At 69.9% G+C, this 26,066-nt stretch carries 27 protein-coding genes and 1 pseudogene; 12 read left to right on the forward strand and 16 right to left on the reverse strand.

The genetic code is table 11. From position 1 onward, the window contains the following. Positions 1-205: 205 nt before the first annotated feature. Positions 206-1,378, forward strand: coding sequence for an aminotransferase (locus tag C1707_RS03435; protein ID WP_101712713.1), 1,173 nt, complete (start codon positions 206-208; stop codon positions 1,376-1,378). A gap of 211 nt (positions 1,379-1,589) precedes the next feature. On the opposite strand, the gene C1707_RS26465 is transcribed toward C1707_RS03435, so the two are convergent. The 7 genes and pseudogenes from C1707_RS26465 to C1707_RS03465 form a co-directional block, all read right to left on the reverse strand. Next, positions 1,590-1,727, reverse strand: a complete 138-nt coding sequence (locus C1707_RS26465) for a hypothetical protein (RefSeq protein WP_205686821.1) — start codon at positions 1,725-1,727, stop codon at positions 1,590-1,592. Next, positions 1,724-2,302, reverse strand: coding sequence for a polysaccharide deacetylase family protein (locus C1707_RS03440; RefSeq protein WP_205686822.1), 579 nt, complete (start codon positions 2,300-2,302; stop codon positions 1,724-1,726). The genes C1707_RS26465 and C1707_RS03440 overlap by 4 nt, the downstream gene beginning before the upstream one ends. A gap of 113 nt (positions 2,303-2,415) precedes the next feature. Then, positions 2,416-2,886, reverse strand: coding sequence for a hypothetical protein (locus C1707_RS27100; RefSeq protein WP_123170713.1), 471 nt, complete (start codon positions 2,884-2,886; stop codon positions 2,416-2,418). 55 nt (positions 2,887-2,941) lie between these two features. Next, positions 2,942-3,921: pseudogene (locus C1707_RS03450) on the reverse strand (helix-turn-helix domain-containing protein). Positions 3,922-3,925: 4 nt separating this feature from the next. Beyond that, positions 3,926-5,005, reverse strand: a complete 1,080-nt coding sequence (locus C1707_RS03455; protein WP_101712717.1) for an acetamidase/formamidase family protein — start codon at positions 5,003-5,005, stop codon at positions 3,926-3,928. Between the two features lie 12 nt (positions 5,006-5,017). Beyond that, positions 5,018-5,824 (reverse strand): 4,5-DOPA-extradiol-dioxygenase, encoded by an 807-nt coding sequence (gene ygiD / locus C1707_RS03460; protein ID WP_101712718.1) that lies wholly within the window; start codon positions 5,822-5,824, stop codon positions 5,018-5,020. Between the two features lies 1 nt (position 5,825). Continuing rightward, a complete protein-coding gene (locus tag C1707_RS03465; RefSeq protein WP_101712719.1) occupies positions 5,826-7,031 on the reverse strand; it encodes an aromatic ring-hydroxylating oxygenase subunit alpha in 1,206 nt (401 codons plus the stop codon). Between the two features lie 273 nt (positions 7,032-7,304). Here C1707_RS03465 and C1707_RS03470 point away from each other — a divergent pair, with 273 nt between their 5' ends. The 5 genes from C1707_RS03470 (at position 7,305) to C1707_RS25985 (ending at position 12,734) form a co-directional block, all read left to right on the forward strand. After that, positions 7,305-8,165 (forward strand): TauD/TfdA dioxygenase family protein, encoded by an 861-nt coding sequence (locus C1707_RS03470; protein ID WP_101712720.1) that lies wholly within the window; start codon positions 7,305-7,307, stop codon positions 8,163-8,165. Positions 8,166-8,317: 152 nt separating this feature from the next. After that, the gene (locus C1707_RS03475) at positions 8,318-9,148 is read left to right on the forward strand and encodes an oxidoreductase (protein WP_101712721.1); all 831 of its coding nucleotides are present in this window, start codon (positions 8,318-8,320) and stop codon (positions 9,146-9,148) included. 16 nt (positions 9,149-9,164) lie between these two features. Continuing rightward, positions 9,165-9,650: a VOC family protein gene (locus C1707_RS03480; RefSeq protein ID WP_101712722.1), complete on the forward strand. Its 486-nt coding sequence runs from the start codon at positions 9,165-9,167 to the stop codon at positions 9,648-9,650. Positions 9,651-9,868: 218 nt separating this feature from the next. Next, complete coding sequence (locus tag C1707_RS03490) at positions 9,869-11,857, forward strand: protein meaA (protein ID WP_101712724.1); 1,989 nt, start codon at positions 9,869-9,871, stop codon at positions 11,855-11,857. A 73-nt stretch (positions 11,858-11,930) separates the two neighbouring features. Continuing rightward, complete coding sequence (locus C1707_RS25985) at positions 11,931-12,734, forward strand: hypothetical protein (protein WP_164467271.1); 804 nt, start codon at positions 11,931-11,933, stop codon at positions 12,732-12,734. 4 nt (positions 12,735-12,738) lie between these two features. On the opposite strand, the gene C1707_RS03500 is transcribed toward C1707_RS25985, so the two are convergent. Continuing rightward, on the reverse strand, positions 12,739-14,109 hold the full coding sequence (locus C1707_RS03500; RefSeq protein WP_101712725.1) for an MFS transporter: 1,371 nt from the start codon (positions 14,107-14,109) through the stop codon (positions 12,739-12,741). 115 nt (positions 14,110-14,224) lie between these two features. Here C1707_RS03500 and C1707_RS03505 point away from each other — a divergent pair, with 115 nt between their 5' ends. Both C1707_RS03505 and C1707_RS03510 read left to right on the forward strand, forming a co-directional pair. After that, complete coding sequence (locus C1707_RS03505) at positions 14,225-14,938, forward strand: extensin-like domain-containing protein (RefSeq protein WP_101712823.1); 714 nt, start codon at positions 14,225-14,227, stop codon at positions 14,936-14,938. 109 nt (positions 14,939-15,047) lie between these two features. Further along, a complete protein-coding gene (locus C1707_RS03510; protein WP_101712726.1) occupies positions 15,048-15,497 on the forward strand; it encodes a response regulator transcription factor in 450 nt (149 codons plus the stop codon). Here the strand turns inward: C1707_RS03510 and C1707_RS03515 are convergent. The 3 genes from C1707_RS03515 to C1707_RS03525 all read right to left on the reverse strand — a co-directional run bounded on the left by C1707_RS03515 (position 15,494) and on the right by C1707_RS03525 (position 19,362). Then, positions 15,494-15,835 (reverse strand): hypothetical protein, encoded by a 342-nt coding sequence (locus C1707_RS03515; RefSeq protein WP_101712727.1) that lies wholly within the window; start codon positions 15,833-15,835, stop codon positions 15,494-15,496. The two genes, C1707_RS03510 and C1707_RS03515, sit on opposite strands and share 4 nt — an antisense overlap. A 52-nt stretch (positions 15,836-15,887) precedes the next feature. After that, entirely contained in the window at positions 15,888-18,470 is a 2,583-nt protein-coding gene (locus C1707_RS03520; protein WP_101712728.1) for a hybrid sensor histidine kinase/response regulator, read from the reverse strand. A gap of 127 nt (positions 18,471-18,597) precedes the next feature. After that, entirely contained in the window at positions 18,598-19,362 is a 765-nt protein-coding gene (locus tag C1707_RS03525) for an SDR family oxidoreductase (protein WP_101712729.1), read from the reverse strand. A 157-nt stretch (positions 19,363-19,519) separates the two neighbouring features. Here C1707_RS03525 and C1707_RS03530 point away from each other — a divergent pair, with 157 nt between their 5' ends. Next, the gene (locus tag C1707_RS03530) at positions 19,520-20,008 is read left to right on the forward strand and encodes an SRPBCC family protein (protein WP_101712730.1); all 489 of its coding nucleotides are present in this window, start codon (positions 19,520-19,522) and stop codon (positions 20,006-20,008) included. A gap of 8 nt (positions 20,009-20,016) precedes the next feature. On the opposite strand, the gene C1707_RS03535 is transcribed toward C1707_RS03530, so the two are convergent. Continuing rightward, on the reverse strand, positions 20,017-21,876 hold the full coding sequence (locus C1707_RS03535) for a glycoside hydrolase family 2 protein (RefSeq protein WP_101712731.1): 1,860 nt from the start codon (positions 21,874-21,876) through the stop codon (positions 20,017-20,019). 179 nt (positions 21,877-22,055) lie between these two features. Here C1707_RS03535 and C1707_RS25990 point away from each other — a divergent pair, with 179 nt between their 5' ends. Further along, positions 22,056-22,487 carry a hypothetical protein gene (locus tag C1707_RS25990; RefSeq protein WP_145998355.1) on the forward strand — a complete coding sequence of 144 codons (432 nt, stop codon included), beginning with the start codon at positions 22,056-22,058 and terminating at the stop codon, positions 22,485-22,487. 33 nt (positions 22,488-22,520) lie between these two features. Here C1707_RS25990 and C1707_RS03540 read toward each other — a convergent pair whose 3' ends face one another. From C1707_RS03540 to C1707_RS03555, 4 genes are read right to left on the reverse strand one after another with little or no spacing between them, the layout of a single operon-like run. Beyond that, the gene (locus tag C1707_RS03540; protein ID WP_101712732.1) at positions 22,521-23,171 is read right to left on the reverse strand and encodes an Isoquinoline 1-oxidoreductase subunit; all 651 of its coding nucleotides are present in this window, start codon (positions 23,169-23,171) and stop codon (positions 22,521-22,523) included. Between the two features lie 38 nt (positions 23,172-23,209). Next, entirely contained in the window at positions 23,210-23,920 is a 711-nt protein-coding gene (locus C1707_RS03545; protein WP_101712733.1) for a type 1 glutamine amidotransferase, read from the reverse strand. Positions 23,921-23,937: 17 nt separating this feature from the next. Continuing rightward, positions 23,938-24,516, reverse strand: a complete 579-nt coding sequence (locus tag C1707_RS03550; RefSeq protein ID WP_101712734.1) for a cob(I)yrinic acid a,c-diamide adenosyltransferase — start codon at positions 24,514-24,516, stop codon at positions 23,938-23,940. A 49-nt stretch (positions 24,517-24,565) separates the two neighbouring features. After that, complete coding sequence (locus C1707_RS03555; RefSeq protein ID WP_101712735.1) at positions 24,566-24,763, reverse strand: twin transmembrane helix small protein; 198 nt, start codon at positions 24,761-24,763, stop codon at positions 24,566-24,568. A 375-nt stretch (positions 24,764-25,138) separates the two neighbouring features. Between C1707_RS03555 and C1707_RS03560 the strand changes: the two genes are divergently transcribed. After that, positions 25,139-25,372, forward strand: a complete 234-nt coding sequence (locus C1707_RS03560; protein ID WP_101712736.1) for a CC0731 family SpdR-regulated protein — start codon at positions 25,139-25,141, stop codon at positions 25,370-25,372. Next, complete coding sequence (locus C1707_RS03565) at positions 25,369-26,016, forward strand: TetR/AcrR family transcriptional regulator (protein ID WP_101712737.1); 648 nt, start codon at positions 25,369-25,371, stop codon at positions 26,014-26,016. The genes C1707_RS03560 and C1707_RS03565 overlap by 4 nt, the downstream gene beginning before the upstream one ends. Positions 26,017-26,066: the final 50 nt, after the last annotated feature.

Here is a 26,066-nt window from a genome sequence, read left to right on the forward strand (position 1 = left end):
GGCGCAGGTTGCGCGGGCGCCTGCGGCGCCCCCCTCCGGCCCTCCGGGCCACCTCCCCCAGACGGGGAGGATCTGGAGCGTCAAGATGCTCCCCCTCTGGGGGAGCTGTCGGCAAAGCCGACTGAGGGGGCCGGCGCGGCCGGAAAGCCTTGGCGCTTCGCCGCCGCCACGCCATGGTCCCTTCCCCGCCGCCGAAGAGCTCGCCATGGTCCACCCCGTCTTCGCCGACCTGCCCGTCACCGTCTTCGAGGAGATGAGCGGCCTCGCCCGCGAAATGGGGGCGATCAACCTGGGCCAGGGCTTTCCCGACGACCAGGGGCCGATCGCCCTGCGGCGCAAGGCCGGTCAGGCGCTGATCGAGGGCTCGAACCAGTATCCGCCGATGCGCGGCCTGCCGCTGCTGCGCCAGGCGGTCGCCGCTCACTATGGGCGCGCCCAGGGCCTGGATCTCGATCCCGACCACGAGATCATCGTCACTTCGGGAGCCACCGAGGCCCTGGCGGCGGCGTTCCTGTCCCTGATCTCGCCCGGCGACGAGGTGGTGCTGTTCCAGCCGCTGTACGACGCCTACCTGCCGATGGTGCGCCGCGCCGGGGGCGTCCCGCGCCTGGTGCGCCTCGCGCCGCCGCACTGGCGGTTCGACCGGGCGATGCTGGAGGCGGCGTTCAGCGACAGGACGAAGCTGGTCGTGCTCAACAGCCCGCTGAACCCCGCCGGCGTGGTCATGGCCGACGAGGATCTGGCGCTGCTGGCGCAGTTCTGCGTCCGCCACGACGTGATCGCGGTCTGCGACGAGGTGTGGGAAGCCGTGGTCTTCGACGGCCGCGCCCACAAGCCGCTGATGACCTTCCCCGGCATGCGCGAGCGGACGGTGAAGATCGGTTCGGCCGGCAAACTTTTCGGTATGACAGGGTGGAAGGTCGGCTTCCTGTGCGCCGCCCCGGCCCTGGCGCGCGCCTTGGCCGGCGCCCACCAGTTCCTGACCTTCACCACTCCGCCCAACCTGCAGGCCGCCGTCGCCTTTGGCCTGGACGAGCCGGGCGAATGGTTCGAGACCATGCCGGCGGGCCTGCAGCGTTCGCGCGACCGGCTGGCGGCGGGCCTGCGGAACGTGGGCTTCTCCGTGCTCGACAGCGCCGGCACCTATTTCCTCAACGTCGACCTGGCGGCGTCGGGCATCGACGAACCCGACCGCGCCTTCGCGCTGCGGGCCGTGCGCGAGCAGGGGGTGGCGGCGATCCCGGTCTCGGCCTTCTACGCGAAGGATCCGGTGACCAGCGTGTTGCGGCTGTGCTTCGCCAAGGGCGACGACGTGCTGGATGCGGCGGTGGAGCGGCTGGCGCGCGCGAAGGCGACATCCGCTTCGTTGTCCAAATAAGCCTGCCTTCCTGGGCCTTGTGCCCAGGATCCATGTTTCAGCCGCTCAGACGGCGGTCGTCCCGGCTAGGTTTGAGCGGCGGCGCGATGGGCCCTGGGCACAAGGCCCAGGGAAGCGATTGAAGTTGGCCTTTAGCCCGCTCAAGGATGCGCCGCGGCCCAGTCCGTCACGTCCTGCAGCGGGGCCACCCACACCTCTTTCGGATTGGCCTTCAGCCAGGCCAGCAATTCCCGGTGCGCGGGGTTGGAGACCTGCAGGTAGTCGCGCCGACGCCGTGGAACAGGAACACCGCCACGCCGCCGCCGGCCGCGGCGCTCTTGGCGAAGTCGATCAGCTGGGCGCCGGTCACGTCGTCGGGAAAGCCCGCGCCGGCACGTGCATCGGGTCGATCTTCGCGCCGCTCAGGTCGGCCGGGGTCGTCACCACGCCGCGCGCATAGGTCACCAGGCCCGACTCCCGCAGCATCTCCAGATAGTCGACGCCGCCAGCCTTGCTCGACCCGCACGGCGTGGCGAAGCCATGCCGCGCCTTGCCGTCGATGGCGGCCAGCAGCACGTTCTGCTGCTTGATCTCCTCGAGCAGGCTGGCCGGCGTATAGGCCTCGGCGACATAGCGCGGATCGGCCGGATAGTTGGCGGCCGGGCAGGCGTGGAAGATCGTGTGGTTGGCCAGTTCATGGCCTTCCGCCGCCGCGGCCCGCCAGCGCGGGATGTCGGCCGCCTTCACGTTCGACAGGAAGAAGCTGCCCTTGAAGCCGGCCGCGTCGAGCGCCGGGATCGCGTTGTCCAGCTGCGAAGCCAGGGCGTCGTCATAGGTCAGGGCCACGGCCGCCTTGGCGCCGTTCGGCCACTGTGTGGCGTCGGCCGCCGAGACGCCGAACATGCCAAGGCCCAAGCCCATGGCGATCGCCAACAACGCCTTCATCGACGGCTCCCTAGCGGTTAGAACGCGACGCTAGGAGCGGTCGGCGGAGGACGCAACGCCGGCTTGCGCCTGTCGGGCGTCCAGCTTGGCGCAGTAGCGCTCGAAGTGGCGCGTCAGGGCCTTGCCCGGCCCACGAAGGCGTAGATGCGGTTGTTGTATCCGATGCTGACGAGGCCCGCCTTGGCCAGGGCGTCGAAATAGTCCGGCGGCAGGGAGATGTCGCCGGTGACCGACAAGGCCCCAGGCTTTTGCGGCTTGCCCGGCGTCCGCAGCACCAGTTCGCCGGCCTGGACCATCAGCTCGCCCGGGGCCATCGTCTCGTTCGACTTCATCTGCGAGTTGGCCGTATCGAGGCGCGCGGCGACCAGACCCGATTTCAGATCCTTGCAGCCTAGCGCCAGGGTGACGTTGCCCCCGTCCGGCCTTTGCGGACCGACCAGCAGCAGACCGCCGGTCGCCCCGTGGGCTACGGTCCAGTGATATTCCACGCCGTCCAGCGAGAAGTGCTGGTCCTTGGGCGCGCCGTCGCCAGGCCCGCACGCCGCCAGCGTCGACAACGCGATGAGAACGATCCAAGTCCGCATACGACACCCCCTGTCCGGATCCGGTCTCTCACGGACAACTGGAGCGAGCAAGTCGTCAGGCCGCCACCCGCTCCTCGTCGCGGACGCTGCGCCTGAAATCCCGGGGCGAGCAGCCGTACTGGTCGCGAAAGGCGCGGCTGAAATGGGCGCTGCCGTTGAAGCCCAGCGAAAGCAGATCTCCGAGATCGACAGCCGGGCGAACTGCGGGCTGGCCAGGTCGTTGCGGCAGCGCTCCAGCCGGCGCGTGCGCAGATAGTGGCTGAAAGTCTCCTCCACGCCCTCGAACAGCTTCTGCACGTAGCGCGGCGAGACCCCCTCCTCGTCGGCCACCCGGCGGATGGTGAGGTTGGGATCGGGCAGCAGCGTCTCGATGGTCTGGCGCAGGCGCTGCAGATGGGCGCTGCGGGCGTCGGTGGGCCAGGCCGCGCCGCGCTCCTCGCCGGCTTCCAAGAGGCACAGCCCCAGGAACTCGGCCAGGGCCAGCTCGACGGGCCGTAGCTGGTCGACCGTCAAATCCTCCAGCGAGTCGGCGGTCGAGCGCAGCAGGCCCGAGAGGATGTGCTTGACCCCGCCCTCCCCGCGCAGCCGGCCCACGCGCAGGGCGCGCGGCGCGACCAGCCGATGGTTCAGGGCCACGCGCGGGGCGCGGACGAACATCAGCCGGCAGCGTGTGGAAAGCCGCAGGGCGGCCGCCTGGCCGGTGGGGCCGAAGGCGATGTCGCCCACGGTCAGGTCCTCGGCCAGGTCGTCGCTGACCACCGCCGCTTGGCCGTCGAGCAGCACCGCCATCCACACCGCCGCCGGCTGGTTGGTCAGGCGGCCCGAGATCGTCTGGGCCCCGGCGTTGACCAAGGCGAACTCGATGCCCAGCGGGCTGGTCAGGCAGACCACGGAGGTCGAGGCCGGCTCCAGCTCCGCCAAACTTCCCGCTGGCAGCCCCTCGACCGGCAGGCCCAGGCGCGACATGGCCTCGCGCCAGGCGTCCGAGCGTTCGGCGCGGGGATAGCTGTCGGTGCTGAACGACCAGGCCCGCAAGGCGTCAGGTCTTCTTGGTTTGGGGGAAGATGTCGCGCGGCACGCGCACGTGGCAGCCCTGCTTGCCGTCCACCACCTGGGTGACGCCGAAGTCGGAGGCCACGCTCATCAGCGAATAGGCGTCGTTCCTGGTCAGGCCGACGTGATCGGACAGCAGGCTCAGCATGTTGAGGGAGGCTTGCTTCATGGCCACGTTCAGATCCTCGTCGAACCCGTGGACGATCCACCACTTGGGGGTCTCCAGCAAAGGCCCGGGGGTCTCGAAATCCTTGCGAAGGACGATCTGCATCAGGACGTTGAGCGAACTTTCGATCGCGGTGCCTGAAAGTTCGCCATCGCCCTGGCTGACGTGGGGATCTCCGATGGAGAACAGCCCGCCCTCCACCTGCACGGGATAGTACATCGTCGCCCCCGCCCCGATGCGCCAGTTGTCGATGTTGCCGCCGTGCAGGCCGGGCGGGATGGTGCTGACGCGGCCGTCGACTGCCGGCGCGACGCCGGCGGTGCCCAGGTGCGGCCGGGCCGGGATGCGCACGCCCGGCAGCGCGCTCTGGCGGTCGCACTCGGGGCAGTTGGTGATCGTGCCGGGCGTCAGGTACTTGCCCGGGAAGTCGTAGGCGTAGAGGGCGCTGGCGGTGTTGAAGTCGGCGTCCAGCTCGTAGATCGTCACCCGTTCCTTCTCGCCGAACTCCTTGTAGAGATAGCCCCAGTTGGCCGCGAGGTTGGAGCCGTAGCGGTTGCGCGGAACCATGCGCAGATAGCGCACCTCCAGCACGTCGCCGGGCTTGGCGTCCTCGACGTAGATCGGGCCGGTCATGATGTGGACGCCGGGATTGCGGTCGTCCTCGGGCACCTGCGTGAAGATCCGCGTGACGGCCTCGTCCATCATCAGCTCGGGGGCGTCGCCGGCGTGATGGGTGATCGCCTCGGCCTGGATCAGGTCGCCGCTCTTGATGCGCAGGGCCGGCTTGATCGACGGATCGAAATAGCCCCAGTGAATGGTCTCGGGCGTCGCCTTGAGATGATGCAGGGCGCCGGGCGCGACGTCGGGACGGACCTGGCCGGGTTCGCAGATGAAGGGCATCGGGATCTCCGTTCAGGCCGCGGCCAGCGTGACGCTGGTCATGCTCAGCGAGCCGTGCTCGATGTGGTCGGGGGAAAAGCGGGCGACGTCCCCGGGCAGGCGCGCGCCCAGCACGTAGAGCAGCGGCCAGTAGTGGTCGGGCGTCGGCACGGCGCGGCGGGCGTCCTCGCCCAGCGTCTCGAACTCGACGGCGGCCAGCGGCCGGTCTTGCGCGATCGCCGCCTTGATCGCCTCGTTGAAGCGCCGCGACCAGTCGTAGGGCGCGCAGTGCCTGTCGCCCCAGTCCATGGCCGGCAGGTTGTGGACGATGTTGCCGGTGCCGACGATCAGCACGCCCTCGTCACGCAGCGAGGCCAGGCGCCGCCCCATCTCGTAGTGCCATTGCGGCGGCTTGGTCCCGTCCATCGACAGCTGGATCACCGGCACGTCGGCGTCCGGATACGCCTTGCACAGCACCGACCAGGTTCCGTGGTCCAGGCCCCACTGGCGCTCGTCCAGCACCACCGGGACGTCCGGCGCCAGCAGGTCGCGCACCCGCGCCGCCAGCTGCGGCGAGCCCGGCGCGGGATACTGCACCTCGAACAGGGCGCGCGGGAACGAGGTCCCGAAGTCGTGGATGGTGCGCGGGTTGCTCATCGCCGTCACCCCGACGCCCTTGGTGATCCAGTGGGCCGAGACGCAGAGGATGGCCTTGGGCTTGCCGTGGGCCGCTTCGATCTCCGCGGCCATGGCCCGCCAGGTTGCGGTGGTGTCGTTGGTCTCCAGCGCGATCATCGGACTGCCGTGACCGAAGAAGACGACGGGAAGGCGCGAGGTCATCTCAGGCGGCCTCCACCGGGGTCGAGGGCGCGGCGGGCTGGCCCTGCATCCGCGCCCACTGGGCCTGGTAGCGCGGGGCGAGCCAGCGGTTGAACTGCACCTGCGCGCCCTCCTGCCAGGAGTAGCGGCCACGGATGGCGAAACGCGAGCGCAGGCCCTTCTGGACCAGTTCGTCCACATGCATGTCCTGGGCGATGATCTGGCCGGCCGAGGTCATGATCATCTCCAGCCGCTCCTTGAAGCCGTAGCTTTCGCGCGCGCCGGGGGCGACCAGGACGCCGGTGTCCTGGGCCATTGTCTCCGGGCCGGTGGGCCGCAGGATCAGGTAGATGACCATGTCGCTGGTCATCACGAGCGACAGGGTCGGCGGGATGTTGGCGAAGGTCGCCCGCCCCCGGTCCTCGTCCGACAGCTTGGGAAAGATCGGCAGCACCGCCTTCTGGGTCGGATTGAAGCTGGCGTCGGGGTGCAGCGTGCCGTTGTAGCGCAGGAAGCCGGCGTCGCCCGGAGCGGCCTCGGGGAAGCTGGCCAGCTCGCTGGGGATGAAGTCGTGCAGCACGCCGCGATGCAGCTTGCTGGCGTGGTAGCCGTCGTTGTTGTTCTCGAACATCACCTTCCAGTTCCAGGCGAACTGGCCGGTCATGGGTTCGAGCGCCTCGGCCGCCTCGAGATCGAAATTGGCGATGGCGGCTTCGACGTTTTGCAGGCGGGGCGCCAAAGGGGGGGCTGTATCGTCGAAATTGACGAAGATGAAGCCCAGCCAGATCTCGACCTTGAAGCCCGGCAGCTTCACCGTCTTCTTGTCGAAGCCGCAGGTGCGGTCCATGGCCGGAGCGTTCACCAGGTCGCCGTTCAGCGAATAGACCCAGTGGTGATAGGGGCAGACGAAGCCGCGGGCGTTGCCCTTGCCCTCGGCCACCAGCATGGCGCGGTGCTGGCACACCGACGACATGGCCTTGATCTCGCCGGCCCGGTTGCGGGTGACCAGGATCGGCTCGCCGGCGATCTCGGTGGTGAAGAAGTCGCCCGGCTCCCGCACCTGGTCCACCCGGCCCACGCACAGCCATTCGCGGTCGAACAGCGCGGCCTTCTCGAAATCGTAGAACGCCGCGTCGGTGTAGCAGGCCGGCGGCAGGGTCTGCGCCGCGCCCACCTCGAGGGTGGAGCTGGACAGCCCGTCGAAGAAGGCGTCGCTGAACAGGGTCACGGCCGGGCGCTCGCTTTGGGAGGAAGACGACCCAAGGCTGGCGCCGCTGGCCGCCCCAGGTCTTGCTCCAGCGCGCACGAAAACTTGGTCGGCGAAGGGGGCGCGCCGCGCCGTCGCCCGGCGGACGGGCGTTGCTGTTCCCAAGGTGCGCAGCGGCGCGGCTTTTGACCGTACGCGCACGAGACGCGGGAAAGAGACAGGGCGCTCTGAGGCAAGACCGTGATTTTTCAGCCGCCTAGGCTCGCCGCCAGACAGTCACCAAAGGTCGCCGACATGCTCGCCGAAGCTCTTCCCGCCCTGGCCAAGAGGCCGCTCAAAGACGCGTTCGGCGCGGAGATCCTCGGCATCGACCTGCCCACCGCCACCGACGCCGAGCTCGACGGGGTTGTCGCCGCCTTCCACGCGCACGGCGCGGTGCTGGTGCGCGACCAGACCATGACCCCCGACGACCTGATGGCGTTCATCGGCCGGTTCGGCGAGCCGGAGGACCATACCCAGACGCGCTTCACCCTGCCCGGCTATCCGAAGATCTTCATCCTCTCCAACCGGGTGGTCGACGGCCAGCCGATCGGAGCCCACAACGACGGCGTCGGATGGCACACCGACTACAGCTACAAGCCCCAGCCCGTGATGCTGACCATGCTCTATTGCGTGGAGGCGCCGGACGAAGGTTCCGACACCCTGCTGGCCGACGGCTGCGCGGCCTGGGAGGCGCTTTCGCCTGAGAAGCAGGCGCAGCTGCTGCCGCTGCGGCTGCACCACAGCTACAAGCACTTCATGGCCACCCGCGCGTTCGGGGCCCAGATCCTGTCGCCCGAAATGGAGGCGGCCAATCCCGACGTCGAGCACCCGCTGATCCGCACCCACCCGGCCGACGGCCGCAAGGCCCTGTGGCCCTCGACCGGCACGGTGACCGAAGTGATCGGCAAGCCGGGGCCGGAAGGCCTGGCGATGCTGGACGAACTGGTCGAGTTCATGACCCAGGACCGCTTCGTCCACCGCCACAAGTGGCGCGTCGGCGACATCCTGATGTGGGACAACCGCTGCACGCTGCACACCGGCACGCTGTACGACGACCAGAAGTACTTCCGGACAATGCACCGCCTGTGGGTGAAGGGCGACAAGCCGTTCTGATGGACGCTCCCGGGCCGGCCAACAGCCGCCCAAAACGAAATGGGCGACTGAGGGGGAAGACGGCCAGCGCTTCGCTAGCTGATAACGTCCCCCCTCCGGCCCTTCGGGCCACCTCTCCCAGTGGGTGAGGATCTTGTTGGACAGGACCTTTCATGACCCAGACCTGGCTGATCACCGGCGTGTCCGGCGGGCTCGGGCGCGAGATCGCCGCGGCGGCGCTGGCGCGCGGCGACGTCGTGGCCGGCACGGTGCGGCGCAAGGCCGACGTCGAGGCCTTCGAGGCCCTGGCGCCCGGCCGCGCCCGCGGCCTGGTCATGGACGTCACCGATCCCGTCGCCGTCGTCGACGCCGTACGCGCGGCCGAGGCGCTGACCGGCCAGATCGACGTGCTGGTCAACAACGCCGGCTACGGCCTGGTCGGAGCGGTCGAGGAGGCCTCGCTCGACGAGGTCCGCGCCCAGTTCGAGACCAACGTCTTCGGGCCGCTGTCCGTGCTCAAGGCCGTGCTGCCGGCCATGCGGGCGCGCCGCGCGGGCCGGGTCGTCAACGTCACCTCGGTCTCGGGCCTGGCCGTCTGGGCCGGCACCGGCGTCTACTGCGCCAGCAAGTGGGCGCTGGAGGGCCTGACCCAGACCCTGGCCGCCGAGGTCGCCGAACTGGGGATCAAGGTGACCAACGTCGCGCCCGGCGGCCTGCGCACCGCCTTCGCCAAGGGCTCCAAGACCATCGTCGCCGACAAGCTGGCCGACTACGACGGCCTGGCCCGCGACGCCGAGAAGATCATGGCCGACCACGCCGGGTCCGAGCCCGGCGATCCCGCCAAGGCCGCCCAGGCCGTGCTGGCGATCGTCGATGCGGAAAGCCCGCCCCTGCACCTGCTGCTGGGCGAGGACGCCCTGAAATACGCCGCCTACGCCGCCGACGGCCTGAAGGCCGACATCGACGCCTGGCGGGAGCTCTCCCTTTCCATCGCCTTCGACTGATCCAAAGGAACCCGCCGTGACCAACACCCTGATCTTCGTCGATCTGGCCAGCGACGACCCCGCCAAGGCCGGCGAGTTCTACGCCCAGGTGTTCGGCTGGCGGAACGACGCCCGGCCGCACGGGATCTATCACCGCATGGTCCCGGGCGGTCAGTTCAAGAACCCCGACGGCTCCGACAGCCAGATCGGCAACCTGCACCTGGGCATCTTCGACGCCGCCAACGCCCGCCCGCACCCGGAGCCGGCCGGCGTCGAGCCCCGCGCGCTGTCGACTAACGGCCGCAAGCCCCGCGTCTGGATCCTGATCGGCGACGACGACAGCGCCGACCGCATCCTGGGAACCGCGCAGGATCTGGGCGCGACCTTGCTCTGGCGCGATCACTACTGGGCCGAATTCAACGGCTACAACCACGCCTTCCGCGACCCGTGGGGCAACGAGATCGTGCTGTGGGGCAAGGCGGGGGCGAGCCCGGACGTGCCGGAGGGGTTCAGCCGGGAGTAGCCGCCTGACGGCGGCCCCCTCAGTCGCTCCGCGACAGCTCCCCCAGAGGGGGAGCACCTGCGCCGCGTAAATCCTCCCCCTCTGGGGGAGGTGGCCCAGAGGGCCGGAGGGGGCCTCGCGCAGCGAGGATCACGCACCTGCGAAGCCCCATATTGCACCGCACCCAACACCGGCGCATCATCCCAGGATAATCATAAAAGACCGCCGGGAGCGCGAGGATGTCGGACAAGGCCTTTCAGCACGCGCCCGATCCGCCGTGGATCTTCCGCACCTATGCCGGCCACTCGACGGCGCAGAAGTCGAACGCGCTCTACCGCTCGAACCTGGCGCGGGGCCAGACGGGCCTGTCGGTGGCCTTCGACCTGCCCACCCAGACCGGCTACGACCCGGACCACGTCCTCTCCCGCGGCGAGGTCGGCAAGGTGGGCGTGCCGATCAGCCATCTGGGCGACATGCGCGCTCTCTTCAGCGAGATCCCGCTGGAGAAGATGAACACCTCCATGACCATCAACGCGCCGGCCGCTTGGCTGCTGGCGATGTACGTGGCGCTGGCCGACGAGCAGGGAGCCGACCGTCGCTTGCTCCAGGGCACCACCCAGAACGACCTGATCAAGGAGTACCTGTCCCGCGGCACCTACATCTTCCCGCCGGGCCCGAGCCTGCGGTTGATCGGCGACATGATCGCCTGGTGCTATCGCGAGGTTCCGAAATGGAACCCGATGAACGTCTGCAGCTACCACCTGCAGGAGGCGGGCGCGACGCCGGAGCAGGAGCTGGCCTTCGCCCTGGCCACCGCGATCAGCGTGCTCGACACCGTGCGGGCCGGCGGGCAAGTGCCCGACGAAGACTTCGAGATCGTCGCCTCCCGCATCAGCTTCTTCGTCAACGCCGGCGTGCGGTTCGTCACCGAGCTCTGCAAGATGCGCAGCTTCACCAAGCTGTGGGACGAGATCCTGCTCGAGCGCTACGGCGTGCAGGACAAGAAGGCCCGGCGCTTCCGCTATGGCGTGCAGGTCAACTCGCTTGGCCTCACCGAGCCGCAGCCCGAGAACAACGTCTACCGCATCCTCATCGAGGCCCTGGCGGTGACCCTGAGCAAGGACGCCCGCTGCCGCGCCCTGCAGCTGCCCGCCTGGAACGAGGCCCTGGGCCTGCCGCGCCCCTGGGACCAGCAGTGGTCGCTGCGGCTGCAGCAGGTGCTGGCCTACGAGACCGACCTGCTGGAATACGAAGACCTGTTCGCCGGCAGCCACGTCGTCGAGGCCAAGGTCGCCGAGCTGTCGAAGGGGGCGCTGGAGCAGCTGGCGCTGATCGACGAGATGGGCGGCGCCCAGAACGCGATCGACTACATGAAGGCGCAGCTCGTGGCGTCGAACGCCAGGCGAGTGCGGGCCGTCGAGACCGGCGAGCTGACCGTGGTCGGCGTCAACCGCTGGACCGACAGCGAACCCTCGCCCCTGTCGGCCGGCGAAGGCGCCATCGAGACGGTCGATCCGAAGCTGGAGGCCGAGGTCGTCGCCCGCATCCAGGCCTGGCGCGCCGACCGCGACGCCGCCGCCGTCGAGACCGCTCTGGCCGGTCTGAAGGCCGCGGCGATCGATGGCCGGAACATCATGGAACCCTCGATCGCCGCCGCCAGGGCCGGCGTCACCACCGGCGAGTGGGCCGGGGCCCTGCGCGAGGTGTTCGGCGAATATCGCGGCCCGACGGGCGTGGCCGTCGTCGTCTCCACCGGCGAGGCCGAGGACGTGGAAGCCGTGAAGGCGCAGGTCGAGCGGGTCTCGCAGATGCTGGGCCGCACCCTCACCTATCTGGTCGGCAAGCCGGGCCTGGACGGCCATTCCAACGGCGCCGAGCAGATCGCCACCCGGGCCCGGGCCTGCGGCATGGAGGTGGTCTATGACGGCATCCGCTCGACGCCGGAGGAGATCGTCCGCCGGGCCAAGGAAAGCCGCGCCCACGTGGTGGGCCTGTCGATCCTGTCGGGCTCTCACCTCGACCTGGTGCAGGAGGTGGTGCGGCTGATGCGGGCCGAGGGGCTGGACCACGTGCCGGTCGTGGCCGGCGGCATCATCCCCGAGGGCGACGCCCTGATCCTCAAGCAGATGGGCGTGGCGCGAGTCTACACGCCCAAGGACTTCAAGATCACGCAGATCATGAGCGACGTGGTGGCGCTGGTCGAAGCAACGGCGCTGACCGAGGCTTGAACGCGGTACGGCAAGCGCTACCTTGGCGGGCATGAACCCGCTCCGCAAGGTTTCCGACGGAATCCGCGTCCACATGTCCGCCGCCGAGATCGGCCGCGAGACCGCGCCGACCGCCATCTGGGCGGGCCTGGCCTTCGGCGTCTGGGGCGGTTCGCCCGAGGTGCAGCCGCCGCTGTGGATCGCCGGCATCGCCCTGGTGCTGGCCTTCTGGATCGCGGGCCACCGGGAAGACGCGCCCGACCAGCTCGCGCCGGGCGTCTGGCGGGCCAGCCGCAAGACCCGCTTCCAGGCGCGCTGGAAGCGTCGCATCCCGTTCGCCGGCCTGGCGATCGCGCTGCTGCTGACCGGCCAGTCCTGGTGGTACGGCGACCTCTGGGGCGTGATCTACGCCATGGCGCTGAACCTCGCCTTCGGCTGGCTGATCTGGCGACGCCCGCCGCTCGAGGACGGTCCCGTGGAACTCAGGATCGACGAGGCCGGCGTCTATGACCGCGGACTGGGCTGGACCATCCCCTGGTCGGCGATCCAGGCGGTGCGCCCGCGCAGTCTCGACCGACCCGGCAAGCTTGGCCTGCGGCTGGGTCCCAACGACCTGCCGAAGCTCAGCCTCGCCGACCGGGCGGTAGGAACCGACGTCGAGCTCGACCTGGCGCCGCTGGCGGTGGGCGTCGACGCGGCCCGCGCCGAGATCTTCCGCCATCGACCCGAGCTGGAGGTCGCGCCGCCTGTCGATCTGCCCGGCGGCCTGATCGTCGCGCCCATCGCCGGTTCGGGCACGGAGTCCGACCAGCGGGACGAAAACGCCCTGGGCGCCGTCGGCGTCATCCTGATCGCCCAGAACCCGGCTCTTCTGCTGACCCTGGGCGGCGACGACTAGGAGCTCAGCGCCGCGCCAGCCGCCAGGCCGCGACGCAGCCGATCAGCGCCAGCGGCGCGAAGGCGGCGAACAGCCAGGGGCCGTGGACGAAGGCGGCGGCCGGATCGATGCCGTGGCCAAAGCCCAGCAGGTTGGCCATCGCCCCGGCGGCGGCCGAGCCGGCCGCGCCGCCGATCAGCTGCACCGTGGGCACCGCCGACGAAGCCAGGGCCTGCTCTTCCGTCGGCGCGCCGGCGATGGTCCGCCGGGCCAGGAACGCCCAGCACAGGCCAAAGCCGCAGCCGACGGCCAGCAGCGACAGGCCCGTGCTCCACAGGCCGCCGCGCGTCACCGCCAGGGCCGCCAGCGCTACGCCGGCCAGGATGATCAGCGCCCCGGCGCGGATCGCCCGCGCCTCGTGCTCGGCCTTCAGGCGCGCCACCAGCATGGCGCAGACCGTCCAGCCCGCGGCTATGCCGCCGGTGACATAGCCGGCCACCAGGGGCGAGGCGCCGTGCCGGGCCTGGATGAAGGCCGGGCCATAGACGGTGAAGCCGATGGCGGCGGCCTCGCAGGCGAACATGGTCAGCAGGCCAAGGCCGGTGGCGGTGGAAAGGTCGGCGGCCGAGCGCGGCAGCAGCCGGTCGGGCGAGGCGCGGTTGACGGCCAGCATCGCCGCCATGGCCGCGACGCCGACGACGGCGCAGCCGCCGGCCACGGCCGGCGAGGCCACGACCCCGGCCGCGCCGATCAGCCCCACCCCGACGACCAGCAGCGCAAGCTGGCGGCTGGGAATGCGCGTGCGCCCGGCCTGGCGCTTCTCGCCCGGCAGCATGGCCAGCACGGCGACGACGAAGACGACGCCCTGGATCACGAAGGCCCAGAACGCCCCCCGCCAGAAGCCGGCGGCGGCGAACAGGCCGCCCAGCATCGGCCCCAGCAGGGTCGCCCCGCCCCACACCCCGGCCACCGCGCCGTAGACGCGCGGCCACAGGCTTTCGGGGAACAGGGCCGTGATCGCCACATAGCACAGCGCCACCACCGCCCCCGCGCCCAGGCCCTGCACCAGGCGTCCCGTGACGAAGGTGACGAAGTCGGGGGCCAACGCGCTCATGGCGCATCCGATCGCGTAGACCGCCCCGGCGAAGGCCGTGGCGCGACGCAGGCCCAGCCCTTGCGAAAGCTTGCCGCTGCAGGCGCCGGCGACGATCGATCCGATCAGATAGGCCGCCACCGACCAGCCGAAATACTGGTGGCCGCCGATCTCGCGGGCGACGCTGGGCATGATGGTGGCGGTGACCAGGGTGTCGGCGGCGTTCAGCCAGATGCCCAGGCACAGCAGGCCGAAGCGCGGCAACAGGGCGCGGTCGAGCAGGGCTGTGCGTTCGGCGGACATCGACGGTCTCTGGAACGGTCCCTTCGGACCGGGGCAGGCGGTCATGCCCGTTTATGCGCCGCTCGCCAAGCAGGGGCGCGCGAACCGGACGGCTCGCCTGGCCGTTGCAGCCTGCGTGAAACCCGCTTCGCCCCAGGCCCTCGCGCTGGCCGAGATCGGCGGCCTCCTGCTGGACGCCGCGCTCGCCGGCCTTTTGCTGCTCGCCCTCGTCGAACGCATCGCGCCGCCGCAGGACCTGGCCTGGAAGCCGTTCTCGCTGGACCAGCCGCTGGGCCTGGCCACCGAAAGCAAGCTGGCGCGGATCGGGGCCGATCCGGCCGCCTGCCGCGCCGCCCTGCGGGCCGGCGGGATCACGCCCGTCGACCAGCCGGTCCGCGAGGAAGGCTTCTGCTCGACCCGCGACACGGTGCGGGCGCCCAGCCGCCTGTCGCCGGCCGCGCCGGTCATGACCTGCCCGCTGGCCCTGCGCTACGCGATGTGGGAACGGCAGGTGCTCGCTCCGGCGGCTGATCGCCTGCTGGACAGCCGTCTCGTCCGCGTCGACCACCTTGGAACCTATGCCTGCCGCACGATCTACGGCCGCCCCGGCGAGCGGCCCAGCCAGCACGCCAAGGCCTCGGCGCTGGACGTCTCGGGCGTGCGGCTGGCCGACGGACGCCGGCTGACCATCGCCGGCGACTTCCGCAAGCCGGGACCCGAGGGCCGCTTCCTGCGGGTCGCCCGGACGGGGGCGTGCGAGCTGTTCGGCGCGGTGCTGGGCCCCGACTACAACGCCGCCCACGCCGACCACCTGCACCTGGACCTCAGCCCATACCGGCTGTGCCGCTGATCCCGCGACAATAAGCGCGGCTTCGCGGCCCACGCGGGGGTGCGACACCTCCCCGACGCGCGCTATAGTTGGTCGAGTACCCGACGCGTAGCCTCTGGATGTCCCGCCGATGCCGCACTCCGTCCTGGTGATCGACGACGATCCCCTGATCCGCGACTTCGTCGACCTGGTGCTGAGCCAGTCGGGCTGCCGCGTCTCGGCCGCGCCCAACGGGACCATCGGCCTGGAGACCCTCAGCCATGCCCGCGCCGACCTGGTGCTGCTCGACATCCAGATGCCCGGCATGAGCGGGCTGGAGGTGCTGCGGCTGATGCGCAAGCACCGCCGGCTGCGCACGCCGGTGATGATGATCACCGCCCGCGGCGACATCGACACAGTCAAGCTGGCCCTGAACGAGGGCGCCAACGGCTACATCGTCAAGCCGTTCACCGCCGCCGACCTGTCCAAGCGCGTCAACGCCCTTCTGTCGTCCGAGCCCCGCGCCGCCACGCCGCCGCCCGTCCCGGCGCCCGCCAGGCCCGCTGCGCCGCGCCAGCCCGACACCTTCGAGATCGACTAACGCGAGCGCGTGATCGACACCCGTTCCAGAGCGCGCTGCGCGCCTGGCAGCGCGAAATCCATGACGTAGCCGCCCTCGCCGTCCCGCAGCAGCCGCCAGCAGACGCGCGATCCTGGGCGGGAGACGCAGACCTCGTCCCGATTGACGACGTAGGTTCCTGGCGCCGGAACGCGATAGTAGGCGGTATGCCGTCCGCCGGGCGCGAAGTCCTCGTCGCCCTCGCTCCGGCCATACGAAAATCGCGAGCCGACCACCGTCGCCCTCAGCTCCTCACCGGTCAGCAGCGTCAGGCCCCGCGGCTGGCTCGCCAGGGCCAGGCTCGCGAACAGGATCATCATCGGACAGCCCCCCCTTTGGCTCTCCGGACTATTGCAGCGAAAGACCCGTCCGTCAGGCCCTGGCGGCCTGCATCTTCCGCGCCCGCGCGCTCGTCCGCCCCTGGGCGGCGACCACCACCTGGGCCAGGATAGTCAGCAGGTTGCGCATATCGATCGGCTTGGCGACGTGGGCGTCCATCCCCGCCTCCAGGCAGGTGCGGATCTGGGTGCTCATCACGTCGGCGGTCAGGGCGACGATCGGCAGGGTGCGCCATCGCGGATCGGCGCGCAGGCGGCGGGTGGCCTCCAGCCCGTCCATCACCGGCATGTTGACGTCCATCAGCACGATGTCGAAGGCCTCGGCCTCGACGGCGGCCAGCGCCTCCTGGCCGTTCTCGACCTCGACCAGCTCGCAGCCGAACGGCTCGAGGAAAAGGCGGATGACCCGGCGGTTGACCGGATGGTCGTCGACCACCAGCACCCGGCGTCCGCCCAGCGAGGCCAGGGCGTCCAGTTCGAACGCCGCCGCCGGCGCCTCGGCCGGAGCGGCCGCTACGGAGGCTTCGGCCACGTCGGCCATGAACCGCAGGGTGAACAGCGACCCCTCGCCCTCGCGGCTGCGCACGTTGACCGAGCCGCCCATCAGTTCGGCCAGGCGCCGGGTGATGTTCAGGCCCAGGCCCGAGCCGCCGTAGTTGCGGGTGGTCGAGGCGTCGGCCTGGGTGAAGGCGCCGAACAGCTTGTCCAGCGTGGCCGAGCTCATGCCGATGCCGGTGTCGCTGACGGTCAGTCGCACCGACTGGCGGCCGCTGTTCGGCTCCAGCGCGCAGGACAAGGTCACCTCGACCCGGCCCTCGCTGGTGAACTTCAAGGCGTTGGAGACCAGGTTGGCCACGCACTGGCGCACCCGCACCACGTCGAACATCAGGCAGGGCGGCGGATCGCCGTCGACGTTGAAAGACAGGACGATGCCCTTCTCCCGCGCCGTGGGCTGGAAGCCGTTGACCAGCCGGCCCAGACTCTGGACCAGATCGCCGGCCGTGGGCGCGATCTCCAGCTTGCCCGCCTCGATCTTCGACAGGTCGAGAATGTCGTTCAGCAGCACCAGCAGGGTCTCGCCGGAATCGATCAGCAGGTCGACCTGCTCGCGCTGGCCAGCCCCGAGCTCGTCGGCGCGCAGGGCCTGGGCCATGCCCAGCATGCCGTTCAGCGGCGTGCGCAGTTCGTGGCTCATCACCGCCAGGAACGAGGACTTGGCGTCGCTGGCCGCCTCGGCCCGGCCGCGCGCGTCCTTCAGGTTGGCCTGGGCCCGGCGCATGTACAGCGCCCAGGCGACGCCGCCGGCCACCAGCAGGGCCATCAGGGCGGCGATGACGCCGGTGGCCTGTACCAGGCGCCGGGTCAGCTCGACCTCGGCGGTCAGCCGGCGGCTCTCGCTGCGCTTGGCCCGCAGTTCGGCTTCCAGGGCCGACGAGATCTGGGCGGCGGTGGCGGCCTGGGTGGCGCTGGCCTCGCGGGCATGGGTCGCCCGCCAGCGGTCGAACAGGGCGAAGGCGTCCTTGCCGCGCCCCTCGGCGTTGGCGATGTAGGCCTCGACAAGCAGGCGGCCGATCGGGTCCGGACGCGCCGCGCGCGGCGGCGCCTGGTCGAGCACGGCGAGGTCCGCGCGGGCGCGGGCCGCGTAGCCGGTGCGGGCCAGGGCCTTGGCCCGCAGGCGCAGCATCGACACCGACACCCGGTCGCGCGGCGCGGCCAGGGCCGAGCCGGCGTCCGCCAGGCAGCGCAGCACGGCGCGCGGGTCGTCGCGGGCGTCGGCGATCATCGCGCACAGGTCCTGGTCCCAGGTCAGCAGGTCCTCGTCGCCGGTCGCCTCGCTCATCCGGTGGTGCATGTCGGCGAACTGTTCGGCGGCCTGGATCTCGCCAAGCTCGGCGGCGGTGTAGGCGATGTCGTACAGGCGCTCGATCTTGCGCATGTAGAAGGCGTCGCGCTCGTCCAGCCGCGCGGCCTCGGCCATGTGGTCGAGGGCGCCGTCCTTGTCGCCGATCTCCGACAGCGTATAGCTGTGCACCTGGTGAGCCTCGGCCAGCAGCGGGCGGGCGATCGAGCCGCGCTCCTCCAGGTCCTCGAAGAGCTCGCCGGCGAACTGGCTGGCCTGGGTCCAGCGGCCGCTGCGGGCCAGGAGGCGGATGCGCTCGACCCCGGCCATCAGGCCGATCTCGCGACCCGAGCCCTCCAGGAACCGCGCCCAGCGGGCGTCGTCGACGCCGCTCGGGCCCCGGGTCTCCAGTTCGTAGGCGGCCTCCATCATCTCGGCCAGGGTCGTCAGCTCGGCGTCGTCGTCGGCGCGGGCGGTGGCGCGCACCGTGGCGACCCAGTCCTTGAAGGCCTGGTCGACGTGATTGCTCTTGTAGGCGTAGAGCACCCGCCACAGGGCGTAGAGCCGGGTGTCGCCGCGCTGGCGCAGGGCCCGGCGGCCGGCGCGCTCGACGTCCTCGTTGGCGTGGGGCGCGGGTCCGGCCCGCTGGACGCCGATCTCGCGATACAGGGTCTGCAGCTTCTGGGCCTGGCCGCCGATCTCGGGCGATGCGGCGCGGGCCGGCGCGAAGCCGGCCAGGGCGACGAGCGCGAGCAGCAGAGGCAGGATGCGCTTCAAGCGGCGGGTCCTTGGGTTGACCCCTCCGTCCTAGCGCCAACCTCTTACGCTGACGGTTAATTTCCGGCGGGGCGCGACCCTGAGCCGCACCAAAAACCGCCGTTATCGCGCCTCGGTGGAGCGGGCTTCAGATGGTCGCCCCGCCGTCGACCACCAGCGCCTGACCGGTCATGAAGCTGCCCGCCCTGGACGCCAGATAGACCGCCGCCCCGGCGATCTCGTCCGGCTCGCCGATCCGGCGCAGCGGCACGCCCGCCGTCGAGCGCTCCACGGTCTTGGGATCGTCCCACAGGGCCTTGGCGAAATCGGTCTTGATCAGGCCCGGCGCGATGCAGTTGACCCGCACGTTGTCGGGTCCGAACTCGTGGGCGAGGTTGCGGGCCAGCTGGAAGTCGGCGGCCTTGGAGATGTTGTAGGCCCCGATGATGGCGTTGCCGCGCAGGCCGCCGATCGAGCTGACGATGACGATGGCGCCGTCCTTCCGCTCGCGCATCTCCGGAGCGACCATCGAGATCAGCCAGTGATTGCTGATGATGTTGTTGTCGAGGATCTTGCGGAACTGGTCGTCGCTGATCCCGGCCAGGGGGCCGTAATAGGGATTGCTGGCGGCGTTGCAGACGCAGACGTCGACGCGGCCGAAGGCGGCGCGGGTCTCGTCGACCAGGCGCTGCAGGTCCTCCTTCGAGGCGATGTTGGCCGGCACGGCGATGGCCGTTCCCGCGCCGTGCTTTTCGTTGAGCGCCGAGGCGACCTCCTCGCAGGGGCCGGCCTTTCGCGACGAGATCACCACCTTGGCGCCGTGCTCGGCCATGCGCTCGGCGATGGCCTTGCCGATCCCGCGCGAGGATCCGGTGATGATGGCCACCTTGCCGGAGAGGTCGAAGAGGCTCACGGCGCGCTCCCTAAAACGTTTGTTTGAATTGCCGCCACAGTGGCCTTCGCGGGGAACCGGGTCAACCGGCTTCGAAAAAATGCGCGGGCGATGTCGGAAGCGGTCGACGCGGCGCGTCCTAGGGCCGAACAGTCATTCCACAGATGGAGGAAACGCCATGGCCCTCGACGCCGCCCCGACCCCGCAGGCCGCCGCCCACGAACTGGTCCTGACCCGGATCATCGACCAGCCAGCCGACAGGCTCTTCAAGTGCTGGACCACGCCCGAGCTGCTGCCCGAGTGGTTCTGCCCGCCGCCCTGGCGCGTCAGCCACGCCGAAATGGACGTCCGCACCGGCGGCTCCAGCCTGATCGTCATGACCGGTCCCAACGGCGAAGAGATGCCCAACCGCGGCGTCTATCTGGAGGTGGTCGAGAACCAGCTGATCGTCTTCACCGACGCCTTCACCAGCGCTTGGGTCCCCTCCGACAAGCCGTTCATGGTCGGCATCGTCCGCTTCGAGGATCTGGGCGGCGGCAAGACCCGCTACACCGCCATCGCCCGTCACTGGTCGGCCGAGGACAAGGCCATGCACGAGGAGATGGGCTTCCACGAGGGCTGGGGCGTCGCCGCCGACCAGATGACGGCCCTGGCGGCGCGGCTTTAGGGGCGAGCCTACCGTCCCTCCCCGGCCAGCTTCTCGTAGTAGTCGGCCAGCACCTTGAAGGCGGCCTTGCGCCGGCCGGTGGGCGAGATCAGGCCCTTGCGGTTCCAGCCCTGCTGGTAGACGGGGTGCTGGCGGCGGGGCGAGCGGAAGTCCTTGAGGATCCACGGCGACATGCCCCGAAGGCTGGGGGCGTTGGCGGCCATGGCCAGGGTCTGGACGTAGTAGCGGGCCTGGAAGTCCTCGGAGAACTTGCGCATCAGGGCCGGGTCGCTGAAGCCGGCCAGGGCGTCGGCGCCGAACTCGGAGAACACCAGCGGCTTGTCGGTCGGCCGCCAGGCGATCTTGGCCACCGCGTCGAGGCTGTCGTCGGAATACCAGCCGGCATAGGTGTTGACCGCCAGCACGTCGAGCTTGGCCGCCAGCGGGTCGTCGACGCCCATCAGCTGCCTGCCGCCTTCGATCTTGCGATCGGCCAGCAGGGCGGCGGTGACCAGGCGGGTGTCGTCCAGCGCGCGGACATCGTCGGCCAGGGTTCCGAGGAAGGCGTTGCGGGCCTCGCTGACCGGGGTCTCGTTGGCCACGCTCCACAGCACGATCGAGGCGCGGTTGCGGTCGCGGCGGATCGCGTCCGCCTGCATGTCGCGCGCCAGCTTCAGGGTGCGGGCGTTGCCGAAGTCGACCAGCCAGTAGATCGGGATCTCGCTCCAGACCAGCAGGCCCATCTCGTCGGCCAGGCGCGTGGTGACCTCCGAATGCGGATAGTGGGCCAGGCGCACGAAGTTGGCGTGCAGGCCGTCGCGCGCCTCGGCCAGCAGGGCGTGGGCCGAGGCCTCGGTGATCGTGCGGGCGGGGTTCTCGCCCAGCTCCTCCTCGTGCAGGCAGATGCCGCGCAGGAACACCGGCTTGCCGTTGACCAGGATATCGCCGCCGCGCACCTCGACCGTGCGGAAGCCCACGCGATCGGTCAGCACGTCGTCGCCGGCCTCGACCCGCACGTCGTAGAGCACGGGCGCGCCCGGCGCCCAGCGCCGGAGGCCCTTGGGCGCCGGCGCGGTCAATTTCGCCACGCCGTCGGCGCCGGCCTGGCCCGACAGCGTGAGGTTCAGTCCGGCGACCTTGACGCTGACGGCCTGACCAGCGGCGGCGGAACCATCCAGGCGCACGTCGGCGGCGATCGTCTTGCCGTCGCGGGTCAGGCGCACCCAGGCGTCGTCGACGAAGGTCTCCGGCGTGATCACCAGCCGCACCGGCCGGGTGATGCCGCCATAGGTCTCCCAGTCGGTGACCGGCGGCGGGGCGCCGTCCACGGCGGGCGTGGAGTCGACGCCGACCGTCACCTGGTTCTGGCCGGCCCGCAGCAGGCTGGTCACCTCCAGCGAGAAGGGCGTGAAGCCGCCCTCGTGCTCGCCCGCGGTCTTGCCGTTCAGATAGACCTTGGCGGTGTAGTTGGCGGCCTCGAACCGCAGGAAGGCCCGCTGGCCGGGCTTCAGGGCGGCGGCGTCGAACCGCCGCTGGTACCAGACGAGGCCCTGGTAGTGGCGCATCTCCGGCGCGTGGGTCAGCCACGAGGCCGGCAAGGTGGCCGTCGGCGAGCGCTGCATGTCGTATTCGTAGAGCGCCTTGGGATCGGCGCGGGTCACCTGCTCGACGTCGCTGTCGTCATAGCGGCGGTGGCCGGTTCCGGGCGGGCCGCGATGGAACCCGGCCACGCCGTCGCGATAGGGGTCGACCGAATAGTTCCAGGTTCCCGACAGATCCTGACCGTCACGCCGGTCCGCCCGGGTCAGGGTCGGTCCCGCCTGCGCCGCCGACGCGACTGCCGCCAGCACGGCCATGGCCGCCAGAACGCGCTCGAACACCCGCCGCATCAACCTCTCCCTGTCGCGCAACGCTGGTAATGCCAACGTTGTCATTGGGCGGGATATTGGTCAGGCCGGTTGAGGGTTGTCTATAGGCGCGGATTATCGCGCACCTCATGGGGGCACCGCATCTTTTACTACCGCAAGGGTTGCTGTAGAATCATGATGTCGAATAGGGAGGGGCGCGAGTGAGCAGTTTTACGAACCAGCAGGTCGATGCCGCAGCCTGCAAACGTTTCAAAGAGAAAAGCGCAGATTGGGTCGATGGCCCTAGCCATTTAGGCAGCCATGCGGTGTGGCGCATCTGGACTTATAATGGTGATGACTATCAAGCGCGCTATGCAGTCGAAGACACCGCTGGCAGTTTAGTTTTCTTCGAAAGCATTCCGGATTTATGTAATTGGATAAATTCGAAATTCGATCTGCATGGTTACAAGAACAGGACGTTGAACTCCGTTCCGATTTGGGTGGCCGCCGCCGTCGTGATCGCAGGCATGGCGCTCATTTCATACATCGCCATAACGGGACCACAGCAGTCGTTTCCCCTGACGGCGACGCTTACGGCGGTGCTCGGCGGAGGCGCTGGGTATCTATTCGCGCGGCGACCGACGCGACCCTAAAGGATCAGGCGACAGTCTGTACCCTTCAAGACGTCACGCCTTCGGGCACTTGGCTCCAGTGTCGATCCACGCCTTGATGATCTCGCCGAACTGACCTTGCGTACCCGGCGCGGGCTTGCGGCCCTCGCCGGGGTTCCAGCCCCAGCCGACCAGGTGGTCGCGGGCCATGTGCTCGTGGATCTGGGCCAGCGTCTTGCCGCCGTTGCGGGCCGGGTCCTTCAGCTGGGCGCAGATCTGACCCAGCGACCGGCCCTGCCAGGCCATCTCGGCCGGGGCCAGCGCCCAGTGCGGATCGCCGGGAATGCTTTTGACCTGCTGGCCGAAGGTCTTGACGTTGGCCGGGCCATGGCACGACAGGCAGGGCATGCCGGTCGGCCCGTGGCCGCTCTGGCCGGCGACCATCGGCGGATTGTGCGGATGCAGGTCGTCGCCCTGGGTGGGCGCGCGCTCGGCGGGATGGCAGTTCAGGCAGCGCGGGCTCTGGATCACCTTGCCCGCCTCGGTGAACAGGGCGACCGAGCGGGCGGCCGGATCCTTGATCGACTGGAAGCTGGCGACGGTCTTGAGGCCCTCGGCCGGCGGCGTCGCGGCGGGCGCGGGACCCGCGCCGCCCTGGGCCATGGCGATCACGGCGCCGCCCGACAGGGCCAGGCCGAAGGCGAGCATCACGGTGGCGAGACGCATGGCGTGGTTCCTCCGCTCCGCCAGCCGCAACGGCCAAGTCAGGCCTTGGTTGCCTTGGCCGCGCCCGTCAGGAAGCCGTCGATCCAGCCGGCGATGCGGCGGCTGTCGTTGGGCGCGGCCAGCGAGGCCACGGCCGCGTCGGCCTGCTCTTCCGAAAAGCGCGCGCCGCGCCGGCTCTCGATCAGGGCCGTGGCGTAGGCCGGGTCGAACTCCGGGTGGAACTGCATGGAGATGGCCTTGTCGCCATAGGCCAGCACGCCGAACGGGGTGAAGTCGCTGCCGGCCAGCACCTGACCGCCCGGGGCCAGGGCCACCACCTGGTCCTGGTGCGAGCCGGGCGCGCTGACGTGCGCCGCGTCGTCCATCCAGGCCGCGGGCTTCGACACCGAATAGCTCTGCAGGCCGATGCCCCAACCCTTGTCGGACTTCACCGCGCTGCCGCCGAAGGCCTCGGCCATCACCTGGTGGCCGAAGCACACGCCCACCAGCGGAACCTGGTCGCGGGCGCTGGCCAGAAAGCCTTTCAACGGCTCGATCCACGGCAGGTCGTCATAGACCCCCGCCGAACTGCCGGTGACGATATAGGCGTCGCAGGCGCCCAGCGTCTTGGGCAGCACGCCGGCCTGGACGTCGAAGGTCGCGTAGTCGTGGCCCGGTCCCAGCAGGCGCTGGAACATGCCGCCGTAGCGGCCGTAGGCGGGGATCAGGCTTTCGGGCGGCTCGCCCGTTTCCAAGAGGCCGATGCGCATCGTCTTCCTATGGCGTCTTATCGCGTCGCGCCGGGCTTCCACAGAACGTCGCCGGCGCCGTCGGAGTTGGCGCGCCGGGCGGCCACGAACAAGAGGTCCGACAGGCGATTGAGATATTTCAGCGCCGGCTGGCCGACGATCTCGCCCTCGAGGGCGGCCAGGGCCACGCAGGCGCGCTCGGCCCGGCGGCAGACCGTTCGGGCCACGTGCAGCGCCGCCGACAGCGGCGAGCCGGCCGGCAGCACGAACGAGGTCAGCGGCGAAAGCCTTTCGTTGATCAGGTCGATCTCGGCCTCCAGCCGCTCGACCTGGGCCTCGACCACGCGCAGAGGCTCCCATTCCGGCTTGCCGTTCTGCTCGGGGGTGGCCAGGTCCGCGCCCAGGTCGAAGAGGTCGTTCTGGATCCGCTCGAGCATGGCGTCGAGCACGGGGTCGCCGCCGGCGTGCTGGCGGGCGACGCCGATGAAGGCGTTGGTCTCGTCGACGCCGCCATAGGCCTCGACCCGCAGGGAGGCCTTGCTGACCGGCTCGCCCGTCGACAGCCGGGTCGAGCCCTTGTCGCCGGTGCGCGTATAGATGCGGTTGAGCACGACCACGCCGTTATCTCCTGAAACAAAGCTGCAAAATCAGCCCCCTAAAGAAGCTCTAGCGGTGGCTCCACCAGAAGGCGGCCACCAGCACCAGCACGGCGACGAACTGCAGCACCACCCGCAGGCGCATCAGCCGGTTGGAATAGGAGCGGCCGAAGTCGCCGCCGCGGAAGAGGGCGTAGATCCCCACGCACAGCGTCGCCAGCACGGCGAACAGGGCGACGGGGATGGCGATTTGGAACAGGTTGGCCATGCGCCCAACCTAGAGGGTGACAGCCGGAAGCGTGAGCGCTTTTCGGCGGTCGTCACCTCCTAAATTGACGCGCGGCCTCTGCGCCGCTCGCCTTAGGAACGTCAGCGCCGCCTCGCTCGCCTCAAAATCGCAAAACATGTTCGCCGAGTGCGTTCGTTGAGCGCATTTGCCGCATCGACGATTGAGCAGCGCTACCATAGAACGTTTTTCAGCCAAGGTTGACTGATTTTGGCACGTTTTGTGGGTTGAATTCCCTTGCACACAAGGGTAGACGGCCCCACCTGAATTCACAGTGCGCGTTCGTTGAACATGATCGACGCCAAGCCGCGGATCGTTCAGCGCAGTTTGTTCCCGCGGCCGGCCTGGAGAGAAATCATGTCGCAGAGCGCACGGCTCGCCGTGGCCCAATCCAACGAGAAAGGGACCGAGAGGGACGAAGCCCTCGCGGAAGTCCGCCAACTGATTATCGACCTTCGAGACGCCGCCCAGGACGGGCGCGATCTCGCCCGCCGCTACGCCGACGTCCTGCAAAACGTCGTCGACGAGTATTGCATCGAATTTGAGAAGCGCGCCGAAGCCGCGCTCGCCCGCCTGGAGGCCGCCGCATGAGCTTTGTTTCCGTCAACATCGAGTCCGGTTCCGAAACCCCGGTGAAGCTGACCCGCCGGGCGCTCGCCAAGCAGCGCACCCGCGAACGCGTCCTGTCGGCCGCCCGCCGCCTGTTCAGCGAGCGCGGCTACGAGGGCGCGACGATCCGTGACATCGCCCAGGCCGCCGGCATGTCGACCGGCGCGGTGTTCGCCTCGTTCTCGGACAAGTCGGAACTGTTCGACGAGATCCTGACCGCCGACTACGAAGTCATCTACGCCCAGATGAAGCAGGCCGCCCGTGAAGGCGAGACCGTCGCCGACGCCCTGCTGGGCCTGTTCGGCGTGGCCTACAGCTTCCACCTGGAGCAACTGCCGCTGCTGCAGGCCAGCATCGCCGTCAGCTGGACCCGTTCGGACGCCGCCGAGAAGCGCGCCCGCACGGATATCAAGCACCTGTTCGCCCTGATCACCGACGCGCTGGAACGCGGCGTGCAGGCCGGCGAGCTGAAGGCCGACGTGGACGCGAAACTCGTGGCCGAGATCGCTTGGGACGTGTATGTCGCCAACTACCGCCGCGCCGTCTACGACGGCTGGACGGTCGAGAACCTGGTGGCTCACCTGCGTGAACAGCTGAAGCTGATCCTCGCCGGCGCGCGCGCCTGAGGACGGTTCCGCCGGGGGGCGGATCGTCCCCCGGTCGTCCAGGTCAACGA

Origin of the sequence: Caulobacter flavus (genome assembly GCF_003722335.1) — a bacterium.
Lineage (GTDB): Bacteria > Pseudomonadota > Alphaproteobacteria > Caulobacterales > Caulobacteraceae > Caulobacter > Caulobacter flavus.